The sequence below is a fragment of the Embleya sp. NPDC020630 genome, from assembly GCF_044334985.1.
GTDB lineage: Bacteria > Actinomycetota > Actinomycetes > Streptomycetales > Streptomycetaceae > Embleya.
Genome location: NZ_JBIRUB010000001.1, coordinates 444,909 through 470,511 on the forward strand (window position 1 = coordinate 444,909; position 25,603 = coordinate 470,511).

Here is a 25,603-nt window from a genome sequence, read left to right on the forward strand (position 1 = left end):
GTGTGGATGGTGCGGTGTGCGGGCGTCAGCTGACGCCCAACCACTCCTTGATCGGATGCAGGGCGAAGAACACGAGGAAGGCCAGGGTGAGGATCCACATCAGCGGGCCGATGTCGCGGAACCTGCCCTGGGCGGCCTTGATGAGCGTGTAGACGATCACGCCGGCGGCGACGCCGGCGGTGATCGAGTACGTGAACGGCATCAGCACGATGGTCAGGAACGCGGGGATCGCCTCGGCCTTGTCGTCCCAGTCGATGTGCTTGACCTGGGTGATCATCATCGAGCCGATCACCACGAGCGCGGCGGCGGCGACCTGGTCGGGGACCACGCCGGCGAGCGGGGTGAAGAACAACATCAGGCCGAAGATCGTGCCGGTGACCACACTGGACAGCCCGGTGCGGGCGCCGTCGCCGACGCCGGTCGCCGATTCGATGAAGACGGTCTGACCCGACGAACCGGTCACCCCACCGACGATGCCCCCCGCACCGTCGATGGCCAGGGCCTTGGACAGTCCGGGCATCCGGCCCTTGTCGTCCACGAGCTCGGCCTCGTTGCCGATGCCGATGATGGTCGCCATCGCGTCGAAGAAGCCCGCGAAGACGAGGGTGAACACCAGGACGGAGGTGGTGATGCCGCCGGCCTCGGAGAAACCGCCGAACACGCTCACCTGGCCGAACAGCCCGAAGTCCGGCGCATCGACCACCTTGTCCGGCAGGTTCGGTACACCGCCGCCCCAGGTCTTGTCGGATATGTCGACGATCGCATTGACCACCATCGCCAGCACGGTGCCGAAGACCAGGCCGATCAGGATCGCGCCGCGGATACCGCGGGCCATCAGCATGAAGATGGTGAGCACCGTGACCGCGAAGATCAGCACCGGCCAGCCGGCCAGTTCACCGGCCGGCCCGAGCGTCACCGGCGGTCCGCCCGGGGCGGCGTTCTCGGTCACCACGCCCGCCTTGTTCAGCCCGATCATCGCGATGAACAGGCCGATCCCGATGGTGATCGCGTACTTGAGCGCCATCGGGATGGCGTTCATGATGCGCTCGCGCAGCCCCGAGACGACCATCAGCATGATGATCAAGCCGTAGATCACGCACAGGCCCATCGCCTGCGGCCAGGTCATCTCGGCCGCGACCTGGTTGCCCACCACGCCGGCCACCGACAGGCCCGCGGCCAGCGCCAGCGGTACGTTGCCGATCAGGCCCATCGCCACCGTGGTGATGAACGCGGCCAGCGCGGTCATCGTGGTGATCTGCGCGGGGTCGAGCTGGTGCCCCTTGACGTCCTTGCCGCCCAGCAGGATCGGATTGAGCAGCAGGATGTACGCCATCGCCATGAACGTGGTGAGGCCGCCGCGCAGTTCGCGGCCCACCGAGCTGCCGCGCGCACTGATCCGGAAGTACGTGTCCAACGCGCCCGAACCGGACGAGCCGGCCGGCGGCGGATCGCCGGCCGCGGTCGCCCCGGATCCGCGCGGCGGATTCGGGGGATTCTCGCCGGGTTCCGTCGGAACCGATGTCTGAGCCACTTTCCCACTCCCAAGTGTCCTAGGTGTTGTTGGGGTGGAGCCGGTCGCCGCGGCGCAACCGCCCGGAGCCTGTTCCGGGCAGGCGGGCGCGACGCCTTCCTGCGTGGGGGCGCGTCCGCTCGACGGCACGGCGATCGGCCGTGCGGGGTCGAGCCGGTCCGGCCCCGAGGGCCGCGTCTGCGCCGCCGCCGGGACCGTACTACGGTGATGAGAACGGGAACTGACGGAGTCTCAGAGCCCGGTGAGGTGTTCCGGCCGGACCGGCACCCGGTTCAGGGCCAGACCGGTCGCCGCGCGAATAGCCGCGACGATCGCGGGCGTCGCGGACAAAGTGGGTGCCTCGCCGGCTCCGCGCAGCCCGTACGGGGCGTGCGGGTCGGCCAGTTCGAGGACGTCCACCGGCATCGGCGGGGTGTCGAGGATGGTGGGGATCAGGTAGTCCGTGAAAGACGGATTGCGCACCCGTCCCTCGGCGACCACGATCTCCTCCATCACCGCCAGGCCCAGCCCCTGGGTGCTGCCGCCGTGGATCTGGCCGAGCACCGCGAGCGGGTTCATCGCCTTGCCGACGTCCTGTGCGGCGGCCAGTTCGACCACCTTGACCAGGCCCAGCTCCACGTCCACGTCCACCACCGCGCGGTGTGCGCAGAATGTGTACTGGACGTGCCCGACGCCCTGTCCGGTGCTGCGGTCGAACGCCTGGGTGGGGCGGTGCCGGAACTCGACGGTCTCGTCCACGGGTTCGTCGCCGAGCAGGTCGACCAGGTCGGCGACCACCGCGTCGGCGCGGTCGACCACCTTGCCGCCGACCAGGCGCAGGCCCGCCACGAGATCGGGCGTCCAGCCGTGGCGGAGCCGGCCGCGCTCGAACACCGTGCCGCGCACCGCCTCGGCGGCCGACTTGACCGCGCCGCCCGTCATGTACGTCTGCCGCGACGCGGAGGTCGACCCGGCGGAGCCCACCCGCGTATCGGCCGGCGCGATGGTCACCAGGTCCACGCCCAACTCGGTGCGCACGATCTGCGCGTGCACCGTGACGCCGCCCTGGCCCACCTCGGCCATCGCGGTGTGCACCAGCGCGACCGGCGCGCCGCCCAACACCTCCAGCCGGACCCGCGCGGTGGAGTAGTCGTCGAAGCCCTCGGAGAAGCCGACGTTCTTGATCCCGACCCCGTAGCCGATCCCACGTACGACGCCCTCGCCGTGCGTGCTGTTGGACACCCCGCCCGGCAGTTCGCGCACGTCCACACCGTCGGCGGTGTGCCGGTGCTCCGCCGCCGGCAGCGGCATCGCCTCGACCCGGCGCAGCAGTTCGGCCACCGGCGCGGGCGCGTCCACGACCTGCCCCGTGGGCAGCACCGAGCCCTGCTCCATCGCGTTCAGCCGCCGCAACTCCACCGGATCCAGGCCCAGTTCCGCGGCCAGCCGGTCCATCTGGCTCTCGTAGCCGAAGCACATCTGAACCGCGCCGAAGCCGCGCATCGCGCCGCACGGCGGGTTGTTCGTGTACACCGCGGTCGCGTCGATCGAGGCGTTCGGGATCACGTACGGCCCGATCCCCAGCGAGGCCGCGTTGCCGACCACGGCGGGGGAGGAGGAGGCGTACGCGCCGCCGTCCAGCACGATCTCCGCCCGGACGAACACCAACCGGCCGTCCCGGGTGGCGCCGTGCTCGAAGACCATCGTGGCCGGATGGCGGTGCACGTGGCCGAAGAACGACTCCTCGCGGTTGTAGACGATCTTCACCGGCTTGCCGGTGTACTGCGCGAGCAGACAAGCGTGTACCTGCATCGACAGGTCCTCGCGCCCGCCGAACGCGCCGCCGACGCCGGCCAGGGACAGTCGCACCTTCTCCGGCGGCAGACCGAGCACCGGGCACAACTGCTGCCGGTCCACGTGCAGCCACTGGGTGGCGATGTACAGATCGATCCCGCCGTCCTCGGCGGGCACCGCGAGCCCCGATTCCGGGCCCAGGAACGCCTGGTCCTGCATGCCGACCTCGTACTCGCCGCGCACGATCACATCGGCCCGTGCGCGCACCCGCGCCGAGTCCCCGCCGCCGTGGTGGATGTGCTGGCTGTGCACGATGTTGCCGAAGGCGTGCGCCTTGTAGTCGGCCGGCGCGTGCACGTAGCCGTAGCGCTCCGGATCCAGCGCCTCGGCCGGTCCGATCGCCGGCAACACGTCGTAGTCCACCACGATCCGGGCCGCCGCGCGCCGCGCGGTCTCGGGGTGGTCGGCGGCCACGATCGCGATCGGCTCGCCGTGGAAGCGCACTTCGTCGATGGCCAACACCGGCTGATCCGCGATCTCCAGGCCGTAGAACCTGCTGCCGGGGATGTCCTCGTGGGTGAGCACGGCGTACACCCCCGGCACGGCCAGCGCCGCGGACACGTCCACGGACCGGATCCGGGCCCGGGCATGCGGGCTGCGCAGCGTCGTGCCCCACAACATGTCCTCGTGCCACAGGTCCGAGGCGTAGGCGAAGTCGCCCTTGACCTTGAGGATCCCGTCGGGCCGCGGCGGCGAGGCGCCGATGCCGTCCCGACCGGGCGCGGCGACGTCGAGCAGGTTCTTCGGCATGGTCGGACCGGCCATGGCGTCAGCCCTCCGAACCGACCGGGGCCGTGCCGCGCGCTTCGGCCTTGCGCGCCGCCGCCAACCGGACCGCGTCCATGATCTTCTCGTAGCCCGTACAGCGACACAGGTTGCCGGACAGCGCCTCGCGGATCTCCGCGTCGGAGGGGTGGTGCGCCCGGTTGAGCAGGTCATGCGTCTGGACCAGCAGCCCCGGCGTACAGAACCCGCACTGCACCGCGCCCGCGTCCACGAACGCCTGCTGGACCGGATCCAGCGTGTCCCCGTCGGCCAGCCCCTCGACCGTGCCGACCTCACGATCCTGCACCTGTCCGGCGGCGACCAGACACGCGCACACCGGGGCACCGTCGAGATAGACCGTGCACGAGCCGCACTCGCCCTGCTCGCACGCGTTCTTGGACCCGGGCAGCCCGACCCGCTCGCGCAGGACGTACAGCAGGCTCTCGCCCTCCCACACGTCGTCCGCCTCGGTCGGGCGGCCGTTCACGGTGAATGTGACCCTCATGCGGCGGCCCTCCCGGTGGTGCGGTGGTCGTTCCAGGTCCAGAGCAGGGTGCGGCGCGCCAGCACGGCCAGCGCGTGGCGCCGGTACGCGGCCGACCCGCGCACGTCGTCGATCGGCGCGGCGGCCGCCGCCACCAGTTCGCCGAAGCGCCGCGCGGTGGCCTGCGGCAGCTCGCCGCCGGAGGTCCACAGGCCGCTCTCGCCGAGTTCGGCTCGGATGAACTCCTCTGCCTCTCGGGCCCGGCGCGGGGTGGGCGCGGCGGAGCCGATCCCGGTGCGCACGTCCCGGGTGCGCGGGTGCAGCGCGACCGCGAACGAGCAGACCGCGATCACCATCGCGTTGCGGGTGCCGATCTTGGCGAACTGCTGCGGCCCGGTCGCCGAGGGGATGTGGATCGCCCGGATCAACTCGTCCGGCTCCAGCGCGTTGCGCTTGACCCCGAGATAGAAGTCGTCGATCGGGATCAGCCGGGTGCCGCGCACCGACGCCGCCTCCACCGTGGCGCCCGAGGCGAGCAGCGGTGGGTGCGCGTCGCCCGCCGGCGAGGCGCCGCCGAGGTTGCCGCCGACCGAACCCCGGTTGCGGATCTGCGGCGAGCCGACGGTGCGTGCGCCGAGGGACAACCCCGGCAGCCGGTCGTGCAGCGACTCGATGATCCGCGCGTACGGTACGCAGGCGCCCAGACGCACCGTGTCGTCGTCCTCGATCCGCCATTCGTGCAACTCGCGGATCCGGTTGAGATCCACCAGGGCGTCGGGGCGACGCCGGTCGAAGTTCAGCTCGACCATCACGTCGGTGCCACCGGCGATCGGGACCGCGGACGGGTGCTGCGCCTTGACGGCGAGCGCCTCCTCCCACGTCGCGGGCCGCAGGAATTCCATGTCGGGTGTCTCCTTCTGCCTTGCGTATGGCCCTACCGTCCTTGTACCCGTCGCGGGGGGCGCGTCGCTCGGGGTGTGGTGACCGGTCGTTTCGTGGCCGGTCGTTTGTGTGGATGGGAGGGTGCGCACCAGTACACCGAGACGGAGGTCACTGCGAGTACCCGCCAAAGACATGACCCAGGCGTGTCGCACGGGCGGTGTTCCCGTACTTTTCTCCAAGTGCTCGTCCGGTCGTCGAACCGGTATGACGGATCCGCCGCGCGGCCGACGCCGTGGCCGGCTCGATCGAGAGGGGGCCGTCGATGCGGTTGCGCGCGCTTCTCGGCGATGGCACGAGCGGCGTCGGCATAGCCGGCATCCGTCTGCTGGTGGGCGAGGGGGAGCTGGATCGTACGGTGCGCGCGGTGATGACCACCGACCTGCACGACCCCAGCCGCTACCTGACCGCCGGGGCCCTGGTGCTGACCGGGATGGGTTGGCGCTCGGGTTCGGCCGACTCGGACCGCTTCGTCCGGGTGCTGACCCGGGGCGGCGCCACCGCGCTGGCCGCGGGGGAGGCCGAGATCGGCGCCATCCCGGCCGATCTGGTGGACGCCTGCGAGCGGCACCACCTGCCGCTGTTCGCGGTCGAGGAGGAGTTGTCCTTCGCCCACCTGACCGAGTTCGTGGTCCGGCGGATCTCCGCCGAGCGGGCCGACGACCTGACCGCGGTGGTCGACCGGCATCGACGTCTGGTCCAGGCGGCGGCCGGCGGGGCCGGGCTGGACGGGGTGCTCGGGCTGGTCGCGGCCGACATCGACATCCACTGCTGGGTGCTCTCGCTGACCGGGCGGCAGGCCGCCGCAGGCGGGCCGGATCTGGCACCGGGGTTGCGGGTCAAGCTGGCCCGCGCGCACTTCGCCGCCCGCGAGCGCCGGGCCCGGGTGCCGTACCGGCACCGGGTCGACGGGCGCTCGTTCTCGCTGTTGCCGGTGCCCGAGGCGGGCGGGGCGGCCGACCCGGACGCGTGGGGCGACTGGTTCCTGGCGGTCGAGGACGACGTGAGCGACTGGCCCGACCGGCACCAGGCGCTGCTGGGCGAACTGGTCCGGCTGGTCTCGGTGGGCCGGGAGCGGGTCGAGGACGGACGCCGGCACACCCGGCGCCTGGCCGACGACGTGCTGAACCTGCTGGCGACCGGCGCCGATTCGTTGGAGGTGGCGACCCGCCTGCGGGTGGCCGGGCCGGACGAGGGCGACACGTGGCACCGGCAGTTCGTCACCCTCACGCTGCCCGACGTGCCCGTGCGCGACGCACCCCGACTGGCCCGGGTGCTGCTGGAAGAGGCGTTGGCGGATCGACCGACGCCGGCCCTGGTGTCGGCGGCCGGCACCGGCGCCGTGGCGCTGATCTCGTGCGAGGGCGGGGACGACCGGGACGGCGCGGAGCCGGATCCCACCACGGGCCTGCTGCGCGAGCGGCTGGCCGCGTTGGACGGGCCCGCGACGGACGACCTGCGGGCGCACATCGGGGTGAGCGCCCGGGTGGCCCGCGCCGACGCGCTGCGCGGCGCCCTGGAGGAGGCCTGGCACGCGGGCCGGATCGCCGGGACCAGGACGGGCCGGATCGAGGTGGTCGGGCACGCCGAACTCGCTTCGCACGTGGCGCTGTTGGCCGCGGTGCCCGAGGACGTGCGCCGGGCCTTCCGGGGCCGGTTGCTGGAACCGCTGCGCGCTTACGACGCGAGCCATCAGGCGGACCTGATCGGCACGTTGGAGGTGTTCCTGGACTGCGACGGGTCGTGGACCAGGTGCGCCGCGCGGTTGCACGTACACGTGAACACGCTGCGCTACCGGATCGGCCGGATCGAGGAGCTGACCGGGCGTCAGTTGGCCCGGCTGGAGGACAAGGTGGACTTCTTCCTGGCGCTGCGGCTGCGCTGAATCAGCCGATGGAGACCCCCGACGTGACCGGGACGACCGTGCCGGTGATCGCCCGGGCCCGGTCGGAGGCCAGGAAGGCGACGGCGTCGGCGATGTCCTCGGGCCGGGTGATCCGGCGCAGCGCCGAGGACCGGGTCAGCTCGGCCCGCACCTCGCTCTCGGGCACCTCCCGGCGCGCGGCGATGTCGGCGATGTACCCGGCGAGTTTGGCGTTCTCGGTGTAGCCCGCGACGACCACGTTGACCCGGATGCCGTCCGGCCCGACCTCCTTGGCCAACACCCCGGAGGCCACCTCCATCGCGGCCTTGGTCGCCGCGTACGCGCCCAGGCCGACCAGTTTCGCGCGCGGCGCCTCGGAGCTGATCTGCACGATCGAGCCGCCGCCCACCGCGCGCAGATGCGGCAACGCGGCCCGGGAGACGGCCAGTACGCCCAGCACGTTGATCTCGAACGCGCGCCGGAACTCGTCCGGGTCCAACTCCTCCAGGCGTCCCGACGGGTTGTACGTCGCCACGTTCACCACCACGTCCACCCGGCCCGACTCCCGCGCCGCGGTGTCCACCAGCGCGCGGCAGGCGCCCTGGTCGGCCAGGTCGGTCGGCACCGCGAGCACTCGACGGCCCGTCAGCTCCCGGATCTCGTCCGCGAGTTCGCGCAGCGGTTCGGGGCGGCGGGCGGCCAGCACCAGATCCGCGCCGTCGCGGGCCAGCGCCAATGCCGACGCGCGCCCGATGCCCGCTCCGGCTCCCGCGACGATTGCGACCCGTGCGTCCGGTTCCTCCGCCATCGACACCCCTTTCACGTGCACGAAATCCGCGACTCGCCACCCGTCCTATCGCACGGTGCTTTGCATTGCCATGATCATCCGGTTGGGTTACTGTGCGCGGCCGTTCGCCGCCGAAGCGTCAACCCGGCAAGCCGTACCGACACCACCGGAGGCACCGATGCCCACCGTCGTACTGATCGGAACGCTGGACACCAAGGGGTCCGAATACGCGTGGCTGGCCTACCGGCTGCGGGCCAGAGGCGCCGAGGTCCTGCTGATGAACGTCGGCGTCCTGGGCGACTCGCTGGCCCAGGCCGACGTCCAGGCGGGCGAGGTCGCGGCCGCGGCGGGCACCGATTTGCAGGACCTGCGCACCCGCGCCGACCGGGGCGCGGCGACCACCGCGATGGCCGAGGGCGCGGCCTCGATCCTGCGCGAACTCTTCGAGCAGGGACGGGTGGACGGAGTGCTCGCGATGGGCGGCTCGGGCGGCTCGGCGATCGCGTCCCACGCGATGCGCGCGCTGCCGGTGGGCGTGCCCAAGCTGCTGGTGTCCACGATGGCGGCGGGCGACGTGTCGCCGTACGTCGGCGCGGTGGACGTGACGATGATGTACAGCGTCGTGGACATCGCCGGGATCAACCGGCTCTCCGAACGCATCCTGGGCAACGCCGCGGACGCGATCGCGGGCATGGCCGGCGGCTACGCCGAGGATCGCGCGGCGGTCGCCGGGGTGACCGGCGAGGGCCGACCGCTGGTGGCCGCGACCCAGTTCGGGGTGACCACGCCGGCGGTGGACGCGGCGCGCGAGCGGCTCAACGAACTCGGTTACGAGGTGCTGGTGTTCCACGCCACCGGAGCCGGCGGCCGGGCGATGGAGAACCTGGCCGAGGGCGGATTCCTGGCCGGGGTCCTCGACCTGACCACCACCGAGCTGGCGGACGACCTGGTCGGCGGGGTGCTCAGCGCGGGTCCGCAACGGCTGACCGCCGCCGGGCGCGTGGGGCTGCCGCAGGTGGTCAGCGTGGGCGCACTGGACATGGTGAACTTCGGCCCCCGCGACACCGTTCCGCCGCGTTTCGAGGACCGGCTGTTGTACGTGCACAACCCGACCGTGACGCTGATGCGCACCACACCGGCCGAAAACGCCGAACTGGGACGGCGGATCGCGGCCAAACTGCTCGACGCGACCGGGCCCACCGCGCTGTACCTGCCGCTGCGCGGAGTCTCGGCGATCGACGTCGAGGGCGCACCCTTCTACGATTCCGACGCCGATACGGCGTTGTTCGACGCGTTGCGCGCCGGCCTCGACGGGACCGCCGTCGAGGTGCGCGAGGTCGCGACGGACATCAACGATCCGGCGTTCGCCAAGGCGGCGGCGGATCGATTGCACGAATTGATCACGAAGGGACACGTGGACTGAGATGAACGGACGCGAGGCGCGGGGCCGACTGCGCACGACGGTCGAGCAGGGCGGCGTCGTGATCGGCGCGGGCGCGGGCACCGGATTGTCCGCCAAGTGCGCCGAGGCCGGGGGTGTGGACCTGATCATCATCTACAACTCGGGCCGCTATCGCATGGCCGGCCGGGGTTCGTTGGCGGGACTGCTGCCGTACGGCGACGCCAACGCGATCGTGGTGGAGATGGCGGGCGAAGTGCTGCCGGTGGTGCGCAGTACCCCGGTCCTCGCGGGGGTGTGCGGCACCGATCCGTTCCGGATCATGCCGCACTTCCTGGACCAACTCGCGGCCATGGGCTTCGCGGGAGTGCAGAACTTCCCGACGGTCGGCCTGTTCGACGGTGTCTTCCGGCAGAACCTGGAGGAGACCGGGATGGGCTACGACCTGGAGGTGGAGATGATCCGGCTGGCGGCGGAGCGCGGCTTGCTCACGGCGCCGTACGTCTTCGACCCCGAGCAGGCCCGTGCGATGGCGGCGGCCGGCGCCGATGTGCTGGTGCCGCACCTGGGCCTGACCACCAAGGGCAGCATCGGCGCGACCACCGCGGTCACCCTCGACCAGGCGGTTGAGCGGGTGCAGGAGATGCGCGACGCGGCGGCGGAGGTCGATCCCGACGTGCTGGTGCTGTGCCACGGCGGGCCGATCGCCGAACCCGAGGACGCGGCGTACGTGCTGGCCCACACCACCGGCGTGGTCGGCTTCTTCGGCGCCTCCAGCATGGAGCGCCTGCCGACCGAGGTGGCCATCACCGAGCAGGCACGGGCGTTCAAGAGCATCACCCCGAGTGGGGACGCCGCCACGACGGGCGACACCCCGGCACATCCGTAACGACCGCGCCCGGCAGCAGCCGCCTGGCGCAAGCGCACGTCCGTCCGTCCGACCATCACGAGCGTGAGGACCCGGCATGTACAAGTTGACCGTGCTCTACGGCCACCCCGAAGACCCGGCGGCGTTCGACTCCTATTACTGGGACAAGCACGTCCCGCTGGCCCGCACCATGCCGGGGCTGACCGGCTGGACCATCGGCAAGTGCGAACCGGATCCGTCCGGCGCGAAGCCGCCCTATTACCTGGTGGTCGCGCTGTACGCGCCCTCGCGCGCGGAACTCGAGGCTGTGCTGGATTCGCCCGAGGGGCGGGCCACGGTGGCCGATGTGCCCAATTTCGCGACCGGCGGCGCGACGTTCCTCTGGGACGAGGAGCGGGTAGTGGTTCCGGTAGAGCTGCCCGCGACGGAATAGCCCGTCGCTGACGCACGCGTGACCACGCGGCCGCGCACCGTGTACGCCGGAGCCGTGACCTGCAAGGATGGCGACAAATCGGGCAAATAGGTGTTATTCCCCCTTATGGGGGACGTCACAAACCGCCCGAAATGTTTGCCAACCCGGCGAACCGGTGCGTAGCTTCGTGGTTGTTCGCACAAGCGGACTCCCCGGGCGGTACGCCGAATCCTGCCGCCGCCCGAGGGAAGCAGTCGAAATTGACTGGCGGCAGGAGCGGGGGAACCAAGTGAGCCGACATCGGCACTGCCGATGCCTGGGGTGAAGCCATGCCTGTGACAGGCGAGGCCGGGCCAATCGTCCGAACCCGACAGCTAACTTCGTAGGCGCCCGACGAGGTAATCAATGACCTTCCGTGCCATCACCGCTCCGGTTCGTTCGCTCTCTCGTGGCCGTCGCGCCGGCATCGCCGTCGCCGCGGGTGCGGGTCTCGTCCTTCCTCTCGTGGGCATGGCGGGCAGCGCGAACGCCGCGACTTCGTCCACCTGGGACGCGGTCGCCCAGTGCGAGAGCACCGGCAACTGGAGCATCAACACGGGCAACGGCTTCTCCGGCGGTCTGCAGTTCACCCCGAGCACCTGGAACGCGTTCGGCGGCAGCCAGTACGCGGCCAGCGCCGCGCAGGCCTCCAAGGCGCAGCAGATCGCCGTCGCCGAGCGGGTCCTGGCGAGCCAGGGCCCCGGCGCCTGGCCGGTCTGCTCCGTGAAGGCCGGCCTGGGCAAGGGCGGCGACGCCAACGCCACGGCCGAGTCCTCGACCGCCGGCAAGACCAAGTCCTCGGTCGAGCCGAAGGCCGAGCCCAAGTCCGAGGCCAAGCCCGCGACCGGCAACGCGCCGAAGCTCAACGTGCAGCCCAAGCAGGACGTCGCCAAGCAGGACGCGCCGAAGTCGGCCGCGACCGAGCGGGCGTCGGGCTCCGGCACCTACACCGTCAAGTCCGGTGACACGCTGTCCGCGATCGCGGCCAAGCTCGGTGTCAAGGGCGGCTACAAGGCCCTGCACACGGCCAACGCCGGCGTCATCGGCGACAACCCGAACGTGATCGCGGTGGGCACCAAGCTCGCCGTCTGATCTCCCCTCACCACGTGGGCCCCGCCGAACACTTCGGCGGGGCCCACGTGCATGTGGTCATGCTCGAGTGGGCTGTTGGGCGGACTGGGCCGGCAACGTGACGGCGGGGTCGGTGGGTTCGGCGGGCGCCTTGCCGCCCGCGCGACTGGTGTGGTTGAGCAGCAGGTTGAGCACGACCGCCACGATCAGCGCATTGGAGCCGGCGTTCGGATCGGCCTTGCCCAGGGTGCGGATGCCGGCCACCGCGACGGTGCCGAACAGGACCACGCCCGCGCCGCCGAGTATGGGCTGCGGGACCAGCGCGACCAGGCCGCCGACAATCGGCATCAGGCCCATGAGGACCAGGAAGCCGCCGCAGACCGCGACCACGAACCGGCTGCGGATCCGGGTCAGCGCGACCAGTCCGATGTTCTGCGCGAAGGCGGTGCAGGCGAAGCCGTTGAACACGCCGCCGAACGCGGTGGCCGGGCCGTCGGCACGCAGCCCGCCCGCGATGGTGCGGTCGTCGGCGGGTTTGTCCACCACCTCGCTCAGCGCGATGATGTCGGCCGTCGACTCGGTCATGCACACGATCATCACCACGAGCATCGACACGGTCACCGATACGTCGAACTGCGGTGCCCCGAAGGCGAAGGGCCTTGGCACCTCGAACATCGCGAGGCCGCTCAGCGCGTCCCCGTCCACCCGGTCGAACGGGATGGCCGGTAGCGTGCCGACGAGCAGCCCGAGCAGGACCGCGACACGCTGCCCGAATCCGGTCAGCACCCGATGCAGGACCAGGATCGCCACCAGCGTCGCGGCGGCGAGGCCCAGATTGGTCATCGAGCCGTAGTCGGCCGCCTTCCGGTCGCCGCCCTGCGCCCAGTTGCCCGCCACCGGCGGCAGGGACACGCCGATCAGGGTGATCACCGTCCCGCCGACCACCGGCGGGAAGAAGCGGACCAGTCGGCAAAAGACCGGGGCGAGCACGAGGCAGAACACGCCGGCGACGATGGTCGAGCCGAAGATCACCGGCAGTGTCGCGTCCTGCTTGGCCGCGGCCACCGCCAGGATCGGCGAGACCACCGCGAAGGTGACGCCGTTGACGAACGGCAGTCGCGAGCCGATCCGCCAGAAGCCGATCGTCTGGAGCAGCGTGGCCAGGCCCGCGATCAGCAGGCTCGCGCCCAGCAGCGTGGTCGTCTCGGCGGGGGGCAGGCCGAGCGCGCCGCCGATGATCAGCGGCGGTGCGGCGACGCCGGCGTACATGGTGGCCACATGTTGCAGGGCGCCGACCAGCATGCGCCCGGGCGGCAGGACCTCGTCGACGGGATGCGTGGTCGCCTGCGCGGATCTTCCGGTGATTTTCCAGCCCATGTCCGTGCCTCCACATCGGATGCCGTCGCGGGGACGGTCCGGCCCATTGGCGTACGGGATCGCAGGTTCGGGCAGCGGGAGTGGATGCGGATCCGGGGCGTTCCCCTGACCAACGGTTTTCGTGATGCAGAATCAGTATTCCGTAGAACAGAACGAGACTGCAGGGAGGGGTCGGATCGGCGGTCAATAGCCACAGCTGTCGGCGGCTCGGTCGGCGAGCCAGTGATCGCATTCTCAACTTATTCGGGCAAAACGCACTGGAGACGATAAGATTGCGTTTGAATCGGCCTTGCCACGTGAAATTCTTTTGACATAGGTTCGTCTGACCGTGGTTCCTGCGTTTCCCTGAGGGGGTTTCATGTCCGACATGACCCGCGTAGCCGTCCGTACCGCCGTCGACCACCCGCAGTGGCCGGTGCTCAAGGAAGCCGTTGCCGACCTGCGTCCGCTTCAGGCCAAGGACGGCTCGATCGAGCCGTCCGGGCATGCTGCCGCCCGTCTCCTGGTCGCCGACATCACCGCCGCCATCGCGGCGCTCGCCCCGCTGTTCCCGTACGACGAGGCGTACCTCGACGCCGTCGTGGCCGACTTCCACCGTTGGGCCGAGGCCGACTTCGCTCGCCCGGACTTCCTGGACTCGCTGGTCGCCTTCCGTCCCGAGCAGAACCGGCGGGACGGTCTGGAGCACCTGGTGGTCTTCCCGATGACCACCCAGAACGGCAATCCGAACCGCAACGTCGAGGCGGTCCTGCTGCGCGTGGTGTGGCCGCAGTGGCTGGCCGACCTGGAGGCGACGCGCTACGACAACGCGATGTTCGTGCCGCTCGCGTTCGTCGACTTCACCGACGGATACGACACCGACTCCGCGGTGCTCTTCCCCGAGACGGTGGCCGTCCGCGAAGTACCCAGGTTCACCTGGGGCGGCATCTTCTGCGACCGTGAGGCGGCCCGCTTCCGCCGGGTCGGGACCGCCGCGGCGGACACTCTCGGGCTGGAACTGCCGCCGGAGGCCCAGGCGTTGGTCGAAAGCCAGCAGCTCGCCCAGAACGCGTTCGTGTTGTGGGACCTGATCCACGACCGCAGCCACATGCGCGGGCACATGCCGTTCGACCCGTTCATGATCAAGCAGCGCATGCCGTTCTGGATGTACGCCCTGGAGGAGCTGCGCTGCGACCTGACCGCGTTCCGCGAGGCGGTCGCGCTGTCCGCGGAGGGCGAGCCGACCGCGCCGCTGGTGCGCTACGCGGTGATCTTCGACCGGCTGTTCCGCTTCCCGGTCACCGGTGGGCGGGTGCGCAACTACGACGGGCTCGGCGGGCAGTTGTTGTTCGCCTACCTGCACCGCGCGGGTGTGCTCGACTGGTCGGACAACCGGCTCACCATCGACTGGGACCGGATCACCGACGCGGTGCTCGGCCTGTTCGACGAGGTGGACCGGCTCTACCGCGAGGGAGTCGACCGGTCGAAGGTCGGCCACTGGCTGGCCGGCTACCAGTTGGTCGCCAAGTATGTGCCGTCGCACCCGGGGTCGGTGTGGGCCAAGGGGACCGCCGCGCTGCCGATGGACGGCCCGCCGAAGGCGCTCGTGGACGCGGTGCTGCCCGACGAGTTCCCGCTGAGCATGTTCTACGAGGCGCTGAACCGGCGGCTGCGCGACGTGATCGCGTCCACACGCGGGATCACCGCCGACGCCTCGCCGGTGGGCCCGATCGAGGCGCCCGAGCGGGAGGCCGCGGTGTCGTGACCGTGCGCATGCGACGGACGCGACCGACGTGATGGGTGCGGCAGGCGCCCACCGGGGTACGGGGCAGGACGAACGGCACGTGAACGAGGAGTCGCAGTGATGAACGGTCTCGAAGGCGCGGTGATCGCGGTCGCGGGCGCGGGTGGACCCACCGGACGGGCGGTGCTCGAACGGCTGGTCGGCGCCGGCGCGCACGTGTACGGCGCGGACGCGAACGCCGAACGATTGCGGGCGAGCGTGGACGCCGCGCCCGGGGCGCACGGCGCGGTGGTGGACCTGCTCGACCCGGACGCCACCCGCCGCTGGGCGGAGGAGGTCGAGCGCGAGCACGGCCGGGTGGACGGGCTGGTGCACCTGGTCGGCGGCTGGCGCGGCGGCAAGAAGTTCGGCGACAACTCGCTCGACGACTGGGCCCTGCTGCACAACCTGCTCGTACGTACTCTCCAGCACACCACGCTGGCCTTCCACGAAGCGCTCGCGCGCAGCCCGCGCGGCCGGTTCGTACTGATCTCCGCCGCCGCGGCCGGACAGCCGACCCAGGGCAACGCGGGCTACGCCGCCGCCAAGGCCGCGGCGGAGACCTGGACCCTCGCGCTCGCCGACGCGTTCACCGACACCGAGGCGGCGGCCACGATCCTGGTGGTCAAGGCGCTCGTCAACGACGAGATGCGCGACGCCCGACCCAACGCAAAGTTCGCCGGATTCACCGACGTCGCCGATCTCGCCGCCGAGATCGCGGGTCTGTGGAGCACCCCGGCCATCGACCTGAACGGGAAACGACTGTGCCTGAACGCCCCCTGACCCCGCGTCACGACCCCGACGCGCGCGGTTTCGCCAGCGACAACTACGCGGGCATACATCCCGAGGTGTTGGCCGCGATCGGCACGGCCAACGGCGGACACCAGATCTCCTACGGCGACGACGTCTACACCGAGCACCTGACCGAGGTCTTCCGCGCCCACTTCGGCGAACGTGCCGAGGTGTTCCCGGTGTTCAACGGCACCGGGGCCAACGTGGTCGGCCTGCAGTCGATGACCGACCGCTGGGAATCGGTGATCTGCGCCACCACCGCGCACATCAACGTGGACGAGTGCGGCGCGCCGGAGAAGGTGGCGGGCCTGAAGCTGCTCACCGTGGCCACCCCCGACGGCAAGCTCACCCCCGAACTCGTGGACACGCACGCGTGGGGCTGGGGCGACGAACACCGGGCCCAGCCGAGGGTTGTCTCATTCGCCGAGAGCACCGAACTGGGCACGGTCTACACGGTGGACGAGATCGCCGCGTTGGTCGCGCACGCGCACGACCACGGCATGCTCGCCCACCTGGACGGCTCGCGCCTGGCCAACGCCGCCGCCGCGCTGGACGTGCCGCTGCGCGCGCTGAGCACGGACGTGGGCGTGGACGTGTTGTCCTTCGGCGGCACCAAGAGCGGCCTGATGTTCGGCGAGGCCGTGGTCGTGCTCAACCCGGACGCGGCGCGCGGCATCAAGTATCTGCGCAAGGCGGCGATGCAACTCGCGTCCAAGATGCGGTTCGTATCGGTGCAGTTCGAGGCGCTGCTCTCCGGCGACCTGTGGCTGCGCAACGCGCGGCACGCGAACGCGATGGCGGCGCTGCTCGCCGAGAAGGTCGCCGGCCTGGAGGGCGTGACGCTGTCCCGGATGCCGCAGGCCAACGCGGTGTTCGCGGTGCTGCCGGCGGATGTGACCGAGCGGATGCAGAAGCGGTTCCGGTTCTACACCTGGGACGAGTCGATCGGCGAGGTGCGCTGGATGACGGCGTTCGACACCACCGAGGCGGACATCGACGCCTTCGCGACCGCGCTGGCCGAGGAGTTGGACGCGCGCTAGCCGAACGGGCGCGCGGCGGTGGGCGGGTCGGGGCGGGTGCCCCGGCCCGCCTTCGCGTATTGCCGAGGCTTTGTCACGTCTACCTCGAAGTGGTGTCGGTTTCCGGCCGGTTGCGGACTTCTTTCGGGGCGCACGGGTCGGCGAGCGCGCGTTCACCTCGGGTGCCGGATCGGCGGCGGCAGGTGCTACAGTCGCCGACCCAGGTGATCGGAGCGCGCCGTCGTGGACCTGCGAAAGCCCTATCTCGCCGAGCACTTCGCACCCGTCGCCGACGAGATCGACCGGCGCGACCTGAAGGTTCGGGGCATGCTTCCGCCGGAGCTGAACGGTCGCTACATCCGCAACGGGCACAACCCGCGACCCGGTGACGTGCCGTCGCACTGGTTCCGGGGCAGCGGCATGCTGCACGGCATCCGGCTGCGGGCCGGCCGGGCCGAGTGGTACCGCAACCGGTGGGTACGCACCCCAGCGTGGAACGGCGCGCCGTACGTGCGCGCGGACGGCAGCGTGGACCTGACCGCGAGCATCGCCGGCACGCACATCGTCGAACACGCCGGGCGGCTGCTCGCGCTCCAGGAGGCCAACCTCCCGTTCGAGGTGACCCGCGAGTTGGACACGGTCGGTCCGTACGACTTCGCCGGCGGGCTGACCACCGCGATGACCGCGCATCCCAAGACCGATCCGGGCACCGGCGAACTGCACTTCTTCGGCTACTCGCCGACCCCGCCGTATCTCACCTACCACGTCGCCTCGCCCCGGGGGCGGATCATCCGCAGTGAGGTGATCTGCGGCGCGGGGCCGTCGCTGATGCACGACTTCGGCCTGACGCGACGTCATGTGGTCTGGCTCGACCTGCCGGTGGTGTTCAACCCGGCCGAGTCCTCCGGTGTGCCCTACCGCTGGAGCGAGTCCTACGCGCCCCGGATCGGCGTGATGCCACGCACCGGCCCGGCCGTACCGACCTGGTTCGAGGTGTCGCCGGGGATGGTGCTGCATGTGGCCAACGCGTACGAGGACGCGCGCGGGCGGATCGTGCTGGAGGCGCCGAGGTTCGATCGCGCCGCGTGGGAGACGAGTTGGCGGTGGTGGGTGGGCGCGCCCGGCTACCCCGAATCACCCGTGGTCGGCGCGACCTCGCACCGATGGATCCTGGACCCGGCCTCGGGAGTCGCGGGCGAGCAGGAACTGGACTCGCTGGTGGTCGAGTTCCCCAAGATCGATGCCCGCGCGGTGGGCCGGCCGCACCGATTCGGCTACGTGTCGGCCTTTCCCGGGGCGGGACTGCGCGAGTACGCGATCGTCAAGTACGACCGGGTGAGCGGGGAGCGGTGGATCGCCGGGCAGGGGCGCGACCGTATGCCCGGCGAGGCGGTGTTCGTGCCGGCCGAGGGCGGCACCGCCGAGGACGACGGCTACCTGCTCACCGTGGTCGGTGATCTCGCCCGGAACGCCTCGGAGTTGCTGGTGCTCGACGCGCGCAGGATCACCGCGCCGCCGATCGCGGTCGTCGAACTGCCGCGCCGGGTACCGGCCGGTATCCATGGTTCGTGGATTCCCGACCCCGACGGATCGGTTGCCGACGGCTGAACCCGACCACGCCGATCTTCGTGCTCTACAGTCCGAGCAGCGTGCTCGGGTGGGCCGGGCGCCGGGTGGGGTGGGAGTGCGATTCGGGTGGGTGCGACCAGGCTGCTTGCGGTTCTGCTGTTCGTCGGCACGACGGCGTTGGGCATCGTGCTGTATTTCGTCGAGGACACGTCATTGGCGGATCTGCTCTCGCTCGGGGCGGGGGCGGTGTGTCTGTTCTGGCTGATCCTGGTGCTGACCGCGCCGTGGAACCTGTACTTCCGGGCCCAGCGGGTGATCACGGAGATCGCGATCAGCCGGGAGCGGGGCCTGGCGGTACCGGAGGGGCGTGACGTCGAGGCCCGCCGGATGGCCCGTCGACTGCTCTGCGGCGCGATCGGCGCACACGTGCTCTCCGCCGCGGTGATCGCGCTGATCACCTGGATCTCCGGTGGTGTGGTGGGCTACTGGTTCGCCGGGTTCTACCTGCTCAGCACCCTGTTTCGACCCGGTCAGGCGTATGCGGAGCACCTGTCCCAGCGGCTGCGCGCCATGCTGCGCGAGGTGACCCACCCCCGCGACGACGTGCTCGCGGTCAACCAGGACGTCACGGCGCTCAAGGCCAAGGTCGAGGCCCTGGAGACCCGCACCAAGGAGTTGCTGGAGAGCATCGAGCAGCTCAAGGAGACGACGGTCTTCGCGGCGGCCGACACCACGAGGCGCTTCCAGGAGGCGGACCGCAAGGTGGACGCCCTCGGCCGCCGCTTCGAGGACACCATCAGCCAGTTGACGGACAACCAGGAAGTCATCTCCGGCATCAAGGCGTTCCTGCGGCTTTTGCGCACCGAGCAGAGCTGACCGGGCCGTTCGCCCTATTCGCGTCCGGTGCTCACCGCCAACGCCGTCTCGCGCACGTCCGGATCGGGATGGGCGCGCAACACGCGGAGAAGGGCCCGCCATGCGATCGGCCAACCGGCGGCGGCGCCGACGGTCCGGACCAGCGTGCAGCCGAACAGCCCGGCCGCCGGTGCCGGGTTCGCCGCCAGGGCGCGGGCGACCGGCCGCAGTGTGGCGGAGTCGATCGGGGCGCCGGCCCGCGTCAGCCGATCGCGCAGGACGTCGGCGGCGCCGAGCGCGGCGAGGGGACGATCGGCGCACAGGGCGACCAGGGCGGACAGATCGGCCTCGACGGCGTCGCCGGTCAGCGGGATGCCCGACGCGGTCAGACGCGCCGCCGCGAAGCGCAACTCCGGTTCGGCGGCCAACACGACCCGGACCGGGCGCAACACCGGCTCGGAGTGGACCGGTTCGCGCTCCGCCCAGGCCCGTGCCCAGCCGAGCAGCACCTCGAGCCGACGGCGGGCCGGGCGGTCCCGATCCGCTTCGGCGTTCGGCACATCCGGGGCCCGGTCGAGGGCGATCAGCGCCTCGATCACGGCGAGGTAGGCGCCCGGGGCCGCGCCGTCGACGGTCAGCACATGCAGCGCGTCCGCGGCCTCCCGCCACCCGACGTGCCCGGACAGGTCCAGGACCGCGTCGCGGATCGCGGCCACTCCGGCGGGCGCGTGGCGGGCCCAGTGCGGAAAGGTCCGATACGCGGCTCGGGCGACTTCCGGGTCCGGGCTCGCACACGCGAAGGTAATCAACTCCGCGTAATGGGCCCGCCAACCGGGCGGAAGGCTGTCCGGTCGCGTGGTCAGCACCATCAGCGCCGCCTCACGCGGACCCTCGACCGCCTCCCGCAACACCGCCCGGGCCGCCTCATGGTCGGGCCGGTCGGCCAGCCGGGACAGGATCGCCAGGCGCACATCGCGGTGTTGATCCGGAAGCGACCAGGCTCGGGCCAGCAGGTCCACCGCACCGGGCACCCCCGTGGCCGACAGGATCCGGGCCGCCTCCTTGCGCGCGGTCACCCTGGCCGGCCCGAACAGGACCGCACACAGCGCGGGTTCCAGCACGCTCGGCGGTACGTAGCGGGCGGCCCGGGACAGCGCGTAGGCCGCGACCCTGGCGCGGTCGTCGCCGACGCGGCCCAGCAGGGTGGGCAGCGCCGCGCCCGGGTCGTCGGTATGGGTGAGCCCACTCATAGCGGCCTCCACCAGGGGAACTTCCGCCGCGTCCAGATACTTGGGCAACGCGGCCCGGCCGAACTCCGGGACCCGGGCCAGCCGATGGATCGCCCGCACCCGGGTCGCCACGTGCTGCCCCGCGTCGTCGGCGAGGGCGACCAGCCCGGCCGCGTACGCCCGGCGCTGTCGGGGCAGCAGTCGGCGCACCTCGTCGGGCGACAGGTCCGGTACCCATCGCACGTCCTTCGGGGCGAACCGGCCTCGCGGCGGCCGTCCCGCGAGATACGGATCGAGCAGATCGGTGCGGTGCCGGACGAGGGCGGACAGGACGTCCGACCGGGTCCCCGTCGACGGATCCCAGGCAACCAACTCCGCGACACGGTGGGTCCGTTGCCGGGGGTCGGCCAGCCACGGCGGGATCGCGGCCCGGGCGACCTCGGGGAGGGGGTCGCGGGCGGCCCGGCCCAAAAGCTCCTGCAACGCCTCCAGGTCCCATGCACGCCGGCCGAACGCGTACGCCAGGGCGAAGAGCAACCGGTGGTCGCCCCGATCGACCCGGGCCCGGATCCCGGGCAGCAACGCGGCCAGGATCCCCCGCTCGCGCCCCCGGCGCAGCCCCTCGACCAGGCGGGTCAGGGGGATCGTGCCGGAGCGACCCGCCACCTGCTCGAAGACGCCGAGCGCCCAGTCGACCGATTCCGGCGCCGCGCCAAGCACGTGATGGGTGAGCAGCCGGCCGGCCAGATCGATCAGCGCGGCCCGGGTCGGATACGAGAGGTCGCGCGCATCCAGCGCGTCCCGGGTCAGCGTGGTGAGCACATCCGGCGCATCCGGGCCGAACAGCGCGGGATGCACGTCGGCAAGCGCCGACAGGGCCGCGCGACGCACCGGGTCCTGCTCGTTGCGCAACCGGGTCAGCGAGCGCAACACGGCGCCGAAGGTGTCGGGATCGCGGGTACGGGCGGCGCAGGAGATCAACCGCCGGTAACCCTCGGCACGAGCGCTCGGGTCGGACCGCCGGGTCGCCGCGACCAGTTCGCTTTCCACCTCGGCGAACGGCAGATGCGCGAGCAACGCCGACCGGCGCGATTCGTTCTCGGCGATCGCCGGCAGCGCGAGCATGCGGCGCGCCTCGGCCCGGCGGCGGTCGTGCGGAAGCAGGTCGAGCAGGTCGCCGGGGAGCACATCCCGGGTGCGATCCCGATCGGCGTGCACCGCGTCCAGGAACTCGCCCCGCACGGCCGGCGCCATCGCCTTGAGCAGCCGGACCAGCGCACGTTCGTCGGTGCGCAACGTACGACCGAGCGCGATCAACTCGGGCGAGTCCGGACCGGCGCCGACCAGTCGGCGCAGTGCGCACCCGCTGAGCCTGGACACGGTCGGCCCGCGCCGCTCGGAGGCGGCCAACAGGCGCAGGACCCGGGGCCGGTCGGCCGCGACGAACCACCCGATCCGAGTGACGAACGCCCAGTGCAGGGGCCCGCGCGGGGGGTGACGCTCGATCAGGTCCAGGACGCGCAGCGGGAATCGCGCACCGGCCGCGACCAAGTCGGCGCCCGGCCCCGCCCACCACGCGTCGCGATCGGAGGCCGGCAGCGCGGCGAGTCGGCGTTCCGCGTCCGCGCAGCCGATCTCGGGGTGGCGGCGGATCACCGCGGCCCCGGCTCGGCCGAGCAGGTCCGCGTACGCGAGCGCCGTGGTCGGACCGCAGGCCGACAACACCCGGGCCGCCTCGACCGGTCCGTGCAGCGCGAGCACGTCGCCGATCAGCCGATCGGCCAACGCGGTGCGCCGCCCGGTGCGCAGGACGCGGTAGATCGAGGCGCGCAGCACGGCGGGGGCGTCGTCGAGCAGGTCGGCCAGGACCCGGTCGGGTATGGGGAGGGTGCGGGCGGCGCTTACCGCGCGGCCGGCCAGAGTGGGGTCGGGGTCTCGGGTGGCCCGGATCACGTGCGGGACATCGCCGCCGATGATCGCCAGGGTCAGGGCGAGGCTGCGGGTGTACCCGTCGCGACCGGCCAAGTCGGCCAGGAGAGCGGGAAATTGGTCGGACGCGTGCAGGCGCCTTGCGGTGTGGGCGAGTGCTCGGGTGCGTTCCCGGTACGGGAGCGGGTCCAGAGCGGCGAGCAGGGCGTCCGCATCGGTGGGCATGCGGGCCATTATGCGGACCCGTGTGCTCGGGGAGTCGTCGATTATTGCGTCGTTCGTGGTGCCCCCGCCTGGGAGGATGGGCGGGTGTATGGGTCGGGTGAGGTTGGTGGCGCGGGGTTTCCCGGGGTGGCGGTCGGGCTTTTCGAGACGCATGTCACCGTGGGGACCCCGGATGTGGACGGGTTGGTTCGGTGGGCCGCCGAGGTCGGGGTCGGGGTGACGCACATCGTGTTGGCGCGAGGGCGGACCGTGTCACAGCCGATGGTCACCGAGCGGGCCACCACGACCCTGCCGGCGGCTCGGGAGCGGGCCGCGGAGTTGGCCGATGTGTTGGCGCGGGGCGGGCATCGGGTGACGCGGACCAAGATCGAGGTGGCGCCGTGGCATCCGGGCGTGCCTCGGACGGACGCGAGGGCGCGGGAACTCGGGGCCGGGATGTACTTCGAGCATCACGTGAAGCTGGTGTTGGCCGAGCGTGCCGCCGAGTCGGGCGGGTTGGTGGCCCAGGTGCTGCGGCATGGGGCGCATCTGTCGTACAACGCCCGGCGGGTCCGGGCGGACGGGCGGGCCGAGCGGTTTGTCACGCAGCGCTGCCACGGGGTCGGGGACGTGGCGGCCACCCGGGCTGCGGAGGACCTGGTGGCCGCCCTGTCCGGGTACGAAATCGCCTCGGTGGAGCGGGAGTTCGTGGTGTACGACGACAACGGGTCGTTGGATGACGGCTGGTTGGGTGGGCGGTCAGGGTAGGAGCACGTCCAGGAACGGGTTGGCGAAGACACGACCCGGGTCGTACTTGTTCAAGGTGGCGCGTGCCGTGTCGAAGTTCGCCGTCGTGGGCAGGCCGGTGCGGAACGCGTTCGGGATGCGGCCGGTCACGGCGGCCGTGTCGGTCCAGGCGCCGCCGAGGCCGTACGCCCAGCCCTTGGACCACTCGGGGCGGACACAGGCGTAGTTGCCGGTGTAGTTGGCCCAGATCCAGGAGTCCATCTCCCGGTAGAAGTCGTGGTTGGCGGGGGAGCCGGGCAGGGTGGCGACGTCGAGCCAGACCACGGTGTCCCATTCGGGGTGGTCGGGGCGTGGGCGGGCGGCGGACAGGGTCGGCTCGACCGCGTTCGCGACCACGACCTCGCTCGCCCGGTCCACGCCGGTCACCCGCAACTCGATCGGACTGTTGCACGGATACTGTCCGTTGGCCTTGTACGCGCTCAACAGGCCCGTGTAGCGAACGAAGAACTCGTTGAGGACCCGCTGTACGTTCGCTCGCGCGGTCAGCACCGCCCAGCCGCCCTCGTGGATGCGCAGCGTGGTCGGTTCGACGAAGAGCTGCGTGTTCTTCGCCCAGCCCCAGATGTCCCAGGTCCAGGTCGCGATCAGACCCGAACCGACCACCGCCATCTCGGCGTTGGTGAACACCTCGGTTCCGCCGACGTTGCCGGTGGCGATGTCGGCGAGGAATTTCGCCTGATCCTCGGTGACGAAGTTGGCGAACGTGTACGGGTACGGCGCGTTGATCTGAGTCGACACCCACGGCTTGCTCGGCGCGACGCTCCACACCTTGAGCCACGGCACCGTGGTGAACGGGAACCAGATCACCTCGACCCGGCCGGAGTCGCGCAGGTAGTCGGCGAGTTTCTTGCCGGAGCCGCCGGGCGGGCCGAGCAGGGTGCCGATCTGGTCGTGGTAGAAGTTCTGGCAGCGCAGCCGTTGGTTTGTGTTGGTCTGGAGGGTGACCTCGGTGACGAAGGCCCGGCCCAGGTGCACCAGGAAGGGGCCGATCTCGGGGTCGTCGCGCCGGAAGGTCTTCAGGACGTAGGCGCCGGCCGTCGGGTCCCACACGACTGCGGTCAGGGCCGTCACCAGGTTGCTCAACGTGCCGTAAGTGCCGCCCTGGGGCAGGGTTTCGCCGGGTGTCGGGATGCCGCTGCCGTGTGCGCCGATGGCCAGCACCCCACCCACGCTCAGCTTGCCCGGGGCGGTGGTGGCGATCATCCCGCGACCGGCCTCCTCCAGTTTGGTGAGCAGGCGCTCGACGCTGCATCCGGTCTCGACGGTCACCGTGGTGGGCGAGCCCGGATTGATCACCAGCGAGGTCAGGTTTCGCGTGGTGTCCACCATCAGGGTGCGCGAGGTGTCCGCGCCGGGCGGGATCAGGATCGGCGACCAGTTGTGGCTCATGCCGCGCGGGCGGAGCCGATAGCCCTTGGCGCGCGCCCAGTTGGCCAGGGTCACCACGTCGGAGGGGTGCGCGGGTACCGCCGTCCAGACGTCGTCGGCACGCATCTCGCCGGACCAGTTCCGGTATTGCTGCACGCCCAGCGTGATGCCGGCCGGGAAGTCGGGCGGGGACGGCGGGGCGGCGGCCCCGGCGGCGGGGGCCAAGCCGACGGGGGTCCACTGGGCCGCGACGAGCGCGGCGCCGGCGAGGCCGCCGAGCACCGCGCGACGGGACAGGCTCGGGTCGAGGTCGGGATTCGGGTTCGGGTTCGGATGCGGGTCCGGCTGGTTCGGTCGGGGCATCAGGATGCCTTTCGGGCGTCCCGAGGGCCTGCAGCCCGGGGGAATTCGACATGCGGAATCGGTGGTTCCGGTTCCGGAAGATCGATCTGCTGCGTGCCGAGGAGCAAGGTGGAGCGGTGATGTCGAACGCCACGGCGCGGAGGCGGAGAAACGGATCCGGGCGCCGTGCGATGCCGTGCCGGTGCGGGCCGTGCCGGGCGTGCCGAGGCGGCGGGTTCGGGGTGGTTCCGGAACCCGGGGCCGGTCGGCCGAACGGTGCGACGCGGCTGGCCCGAGGGTCCATCCGGGGGCCGCGCAAGTCAACACCGAAAGACGGGTGACACGTGTCGAGGATCGA

General features: G+C 71.5%; 19 protein-coding genes and 1 riboswitch. Of the genes, 11 read left to right on the plus strand and 8 right to left on the minus strand.

What is annotated here, in order from left to right; genetic code table 11:
- Positions 1 to 25: 25 nt before the first annotated feature.
- The 4 genes from ACH4XV_RS01865 to ACH4XV_RS01880 form a co-directional block, all read right to left on the minus strand.
- Complete coding sequence (locus ACH4XV_RS01865) at positions 26 to 1,531, minus strand: NCS2 family permease (RefSeq protein ID WP_395786142.1); 1,506 nt, start codon at positions 1,529 to 1,531, stop codon at positions 26 to 28.
- A 231-nt stretch (positions 1,532 to 1,762) separates the two neighbouring features.
- Positions 1,763 to 4,129 carry a xanthine dehydrogenase subunit D gene (gene pucD / locus ACH4XV_RS01870; protein ID WP_395786144.1) on the minus strand — a complete coding sequence of 789 codons (2,367 nt, stop codon included), beginning with the start codon at positions 4,127 to 4,129 and terminating at the stop codon, positions 1,763 to 1,765.
- Between the two features lie 4 nt (positions 4,130 to 4,133).
- Positions 4,134 to 4,634 carry a (2Fe-2S)-binding protein gene (locus ACH4XV_RS01875; protein ID WP_395786146.1) on the minus strand — a complete coding sequence of 167 codons (501 nt, stop codon included), beginning with the start codon at positions 4,632 to 4,634 and terminating at the stop codon, positions 4,134 to 4,136.
- Positions 4,631 to 5,515, minus strand: coding sequence for an FAD binding domain-containing protein (locus ACH4XV_RS01880; RefSeq protein ID WP_395786148.1), 885 nt, complete (start codon positions 5,513 to 5,515; stop codon positions 4,631 to 4,633). Before ACH4XV_RS01880 ends, ACH4XV_RS01875 begins: the two co-directional genes overlap by 4 nt.
- Before the next feature lie 302 nt (positions 5,516 to 5,817).
- Here ACH4XV_RS01880 and ACH4XV_RS01885 point away from each other — a divergent pair, with 302 nt between their 5' ends.
- Positions 5,818 to 7,437 (plus strand): PucR family transcriptional regulator, encoded by a 1,620-nt coding sequence (locus ACH4XV_RS01885; RefSeq protein ID WP_395786150.1) that lies wholly within the window; start codon positions 5,818 to 5,820, stop codon positions 7,435 to 7,437.
- Between the two features lies 1 nt (position 7,438).
- Here the strand turns inward: ACH4XV_RS01885 and ACH4XV_RS01890 are convergent, their stop codons facing one another.
- Positions 7,439 to 8,224: an SDR family NAD(P)-dependent oxidoreductase gene (locus ACH4XV_RS01890; RefSeq protein WP_395786152.1), complete on the minus strand. Its 786-nt coding sequence runs from the start codon at positions 8,222 to 8,224 to the stop codon at positions 7,439 to 7,441.
- A 157-nt stretch (positions 8,225 to 8,381) separates the two neighbouring features.
- Between ACH4XV_RS01890 and ACH4XV_RS01895 the strand changes: the two genes are divergently transcribed.
- From ACH4XV_RS01895 to ACH4XV_RS01910, 4 genes are all read left to right on the plus strand, one after another.
- Entirely contained in the window at positions 8,382 to 9,626 is a 1,245-nt protein-coding gene (locus ACH4XV_RS01895; RefSeq protein ID WP_395786154.1) for a Tm-1-like ATP-binding domain-containing protein, read from the plus strand.
- A 1-nt stretch (position 9,627) separates the two neighbouring features.
- The gene (locus tag ACH4XV_RS01900) at positions 9,628 to 10,491 is read left to right on the plus strand and encodes a phosphoenolpyruvate hydrolase family protein (protein ID WP_395786156.1); all 864 of its coding nucleotides are present in this window, start codon (positions 9,628 to 9,630) and stop codon (positions 10,489 to 10,491) included.
- 76 nt (positions 10,492 to 10,567) lie between these two features.
- Positions 10,568 to 10,903: an EthD family reductase gene (locus ACH4XV_RS01905; RefSeq protein ID WP_379998328.1), complete on the plus strand. Its 336-nt coding sequence runs from the start codon at positions 10,568 to 10,570 to the stop codon at positions 10,901 to 10,903.
- A gap of 201 nt (positions 10,904 to 11,104) precedes the next feature.
- Positions 11,105 to 11,287: riboswitch (cyclic di-AMP (ydaO/yuaA leader) on the plus strand.
- Between the two features lie 105 nt (positions 11,288 to 11,392).
- Complete coding sequence (locus ACH4XV_RS01910; protein ID WP_395786158.1) at positions 11,393 to 12,013, plus strand: transglycosylase family protein; 621 nt, start codon at positions 11,393 to 11,395, stop codon at positions 12,011 to 12,013.
- A gap of 57 nt (positions 12,014 to 12,070) precedes the next feature.
- Here ACH4XV_RS01910 and ACH4XV_RS01915 read toward each other — a convergent pair whose 3' ends face one another.
- Positions 12,071 to 13,369, minus strand: coding sequence for a nucleobase:cation symporter-2 family protein (locus ACH4XV_RS01915; RefSeq protein ID WP_395786160.1), 1,299 nt, complete (start codon positions 13,367 to 13,369; stop codon positions 12,071 to 12,073).
- Between the two features lie 358 nt (positions 13,370 to 13,727).
- Here ACH4XV_RS01915 and ACH4XV_RS01920 point away from each other — a divergent pair, with 358 nt between their 5' ends.
- The 5 genes from ACH4XV_RS01920 (at position 13,728) to ACH4XV_RS01940 (ending at position 19,387) form a co-directional block, all read left to right on the plus strand.
- A complete protein-coding gene (locus ACH4XV_RS01920) occupies positions 13,728 to 15,113 on the plus strand; it encodes a DUF6421 family protein (RefSeq protein ID WP_395786162.1) in 1,386 nt (461 codons plus the stop codon).
- 99 nt (positions 15,114 to 15,212) lie between these two features.
- Positions 15,213 to 15,914, plus strand: coding sequence for an SDR family NAD(P)-dependent oxidoreductase (locus ACH4XV_RS01925; protein WP_395786164.1), 702 nt, complete (start codon positions 15,213 to 15,215; stop codon positions 15,912 to 15,914).
- Entirely contained in the window at positions 15,896 to 16,963 is a 1,068-nt protein-coding gene (locus tag ACH4XV_RS01930) for a threonine aldolase family protein (protein ID WP_395786166.1), read from the plus strand. Before ACH4XV_RS01925 ends, ACH4XV_RS01930 begins: the two co-directional genes overlap by 19 nt.
- A 222-nt stretch (positions 16,964 to 17,185) precedes the next feature.
- Positions 17,186 to 18,550, plus strand: coding sequence for a carotenoid oxygenase family protein (locus ACH4XV_RS01935; protein ID WP_395786168.1), 1,365 nt, complete (start codon positions 17,186 to 17,188; stop codon positions 18,548 to 18,550).
- 87 nt (positions 18,551 to 18,637) lie between these two features.
- The gene (locus ACH4XV_RS01940; protein WP_395786170.1) at positions 18,638 to 19,387 is read left to right on the plus strand and encodes a hypothetical protein; all 750 of its coding nucleotides are present in this window, start codon (positions 18,638 to 18,640) and stop codon (positions 19,385 to 19,387) included.
- A 14-nt stretch (positions 19,388 to 19,401) separates the two neighbouring features.
- On the opposite strand, the gene ACH4XV_RS01945 is transcribed toward ACH4XV_RS01940, so the two are convergent.
- Positions 19,402 to 22,749: a hypothetical protein gene (locus ACH4XV_RS01945; protein ID WP_395786172.1), complete on the minus strand. Its 3,348-nt coding sequence runs from the start codon at positions 22,747 to 22,749 to the stop codon at positions 19,402 to 19,404.
- Positions 22,750 to 22,998: 249 nt separating this feature from the next.
- Here ACH4XV_RS01945 and ACH4XV_RS01950 point away from each other — a divergent pair, with 249 nt between their 5' ends.
- On the plus strand, positions 22,999 to 23,496 hold the full coding sequence (locus ACH4XV_RS01950) for a hypothetical protein (RefSeq protein ID WP_395786174.1): 498 nt from the start codon (positions 22,999 to 23,001) through the stop codon (positions 23,494 to 23,496).
- Here the strand turns inward: ACH4XV_RS01950 and ACH4XV_RS01955 are convergent.
- Entirely contained in the window at positions 23,488 to 25,266 is a 1,779-nt protein-coding gene (locus tag ACH4XV_RS01955; RefSeq protein ID WP_395786176.1) for a cholesterol oxidase substrate-binding domain-containing protein, read from the minus strand. The genes ACH4XV_RS01950 and ACH4XV_RS01955 overlap by 9 nt on opposite strands.
- Between the last annotated feature and the right edge of the window lie 337 nt (positions 25,267 to 25,603).

What these genes read in the sequence shown, in the direction of transcription:
- ACH4XV_RS01920 (WP_395786162.1), top strand. Translation starts at nt 13,728, where the DNA reads ATGTCCGACATGACCCGCGTAGCCGTCCGTACCGCCGTCGACCACCCG.
- ACH4XV_RS01900 (WP_395786156.1), top strand. Translation starts at nt 9,628, where the DNA reads ATGAACGGACGCGAGGCGCGGGGCCGACTGCGCACGACGGTCGAGCAG.
- ACH4XV_RS01890 (WP_395786152.1), bottom strand. Translation starts at nt 8,224, where the DNA reads ATGGCGGAGGAACCGGACGCACGGGTCGCAATCGTCGCGGGAGCCGGA.
- pucD (WP_395786144.1), bottom strand. Translation starts at nt 4,129, where the DNA reads ATGGCCGGTCCGACCATGCCGAAGAACCTGCTCGACGTCGCCGCGCCC.
- ACH4XV_RS01880 (WP_395786148.1), bottom strand. Translation starts at nt 5,515, where the DNA reads ATGGAATTCCTGCGGCCCGCGACGTGGGAGGAGGCGCTCGCCGTCAAG.
- ACH4XV_RS01925 (WP_395786164.1), top strand. Translation starts at nt 15,213, where the DNA reads ATGAACGGTCTCGAAGGCGCGGTGATCGCGGTCGCGGGCGCGGGTGGA.
- ACH4XV_RS01895 (WP_395786154.1), top strand. Translation starts at nt 8,382, where the DNA reads ATGCCCACCGTCGTACTGATCGGAACGCTGGACACCAAGGGGTCCGAA.
- ACH4XV_RS01910 (WP_395786158.1), top strand. Translation starts at nt 11,393, where the DNA reads ATGGCGGGCAGCGCGAACGCCGCGACTTCGTCCACCTGGGACGCGGTC.
- ACH4XV_RS01955 (WP_395786176.1), bottom strand. Translation starts at nt 25,266, where the DNA reads ATGCCCCGACCGAACCAGCCGGACCCGCATCCGAACCCGAACCCGAAT.
- ACH4XV_RS01885 (WP_395786150.1), top strand. Translation starts at nt 5,818, where the DNA reads ATGCGGTTGCGCGCGCTTCTCGGCGATGGCACGAGCGGCGTCGGCATA.
- ACH4XV_RS01915 (WP_395786160.1), bottom strand. Translation starts at nt 13,369, where the DNA reads ATGGGCTGGAAAATCACCGGAAGATCCGCGCAGGCGACCACGCATCCC.
- ACH4XV_RS01945 (WP_395786172.1), bottom strand. Translation starts at nt 22,749, where the DNA reads ATGCCCACCGATGCGGACGCCCTGCTCGCCGCTCTGGACCCGCTCCCG.
- ACH4XV_RS01905 (WP_379998328.1), top strand. Translation starts at nt 10,568, where the DNA reads ATGTACAAGTTGACCGTGCTCTACGGCCACCCCGAAGACCCGGCGGCG.
- ACH4XV_RS01875 (WP_395786146.1), bottom strand. Translation starts at nt 4,634, where the DNA reads ATGAGGGTCACATTCACCGTGAACGGCCGCCCGACCGAGGCGGACGAC.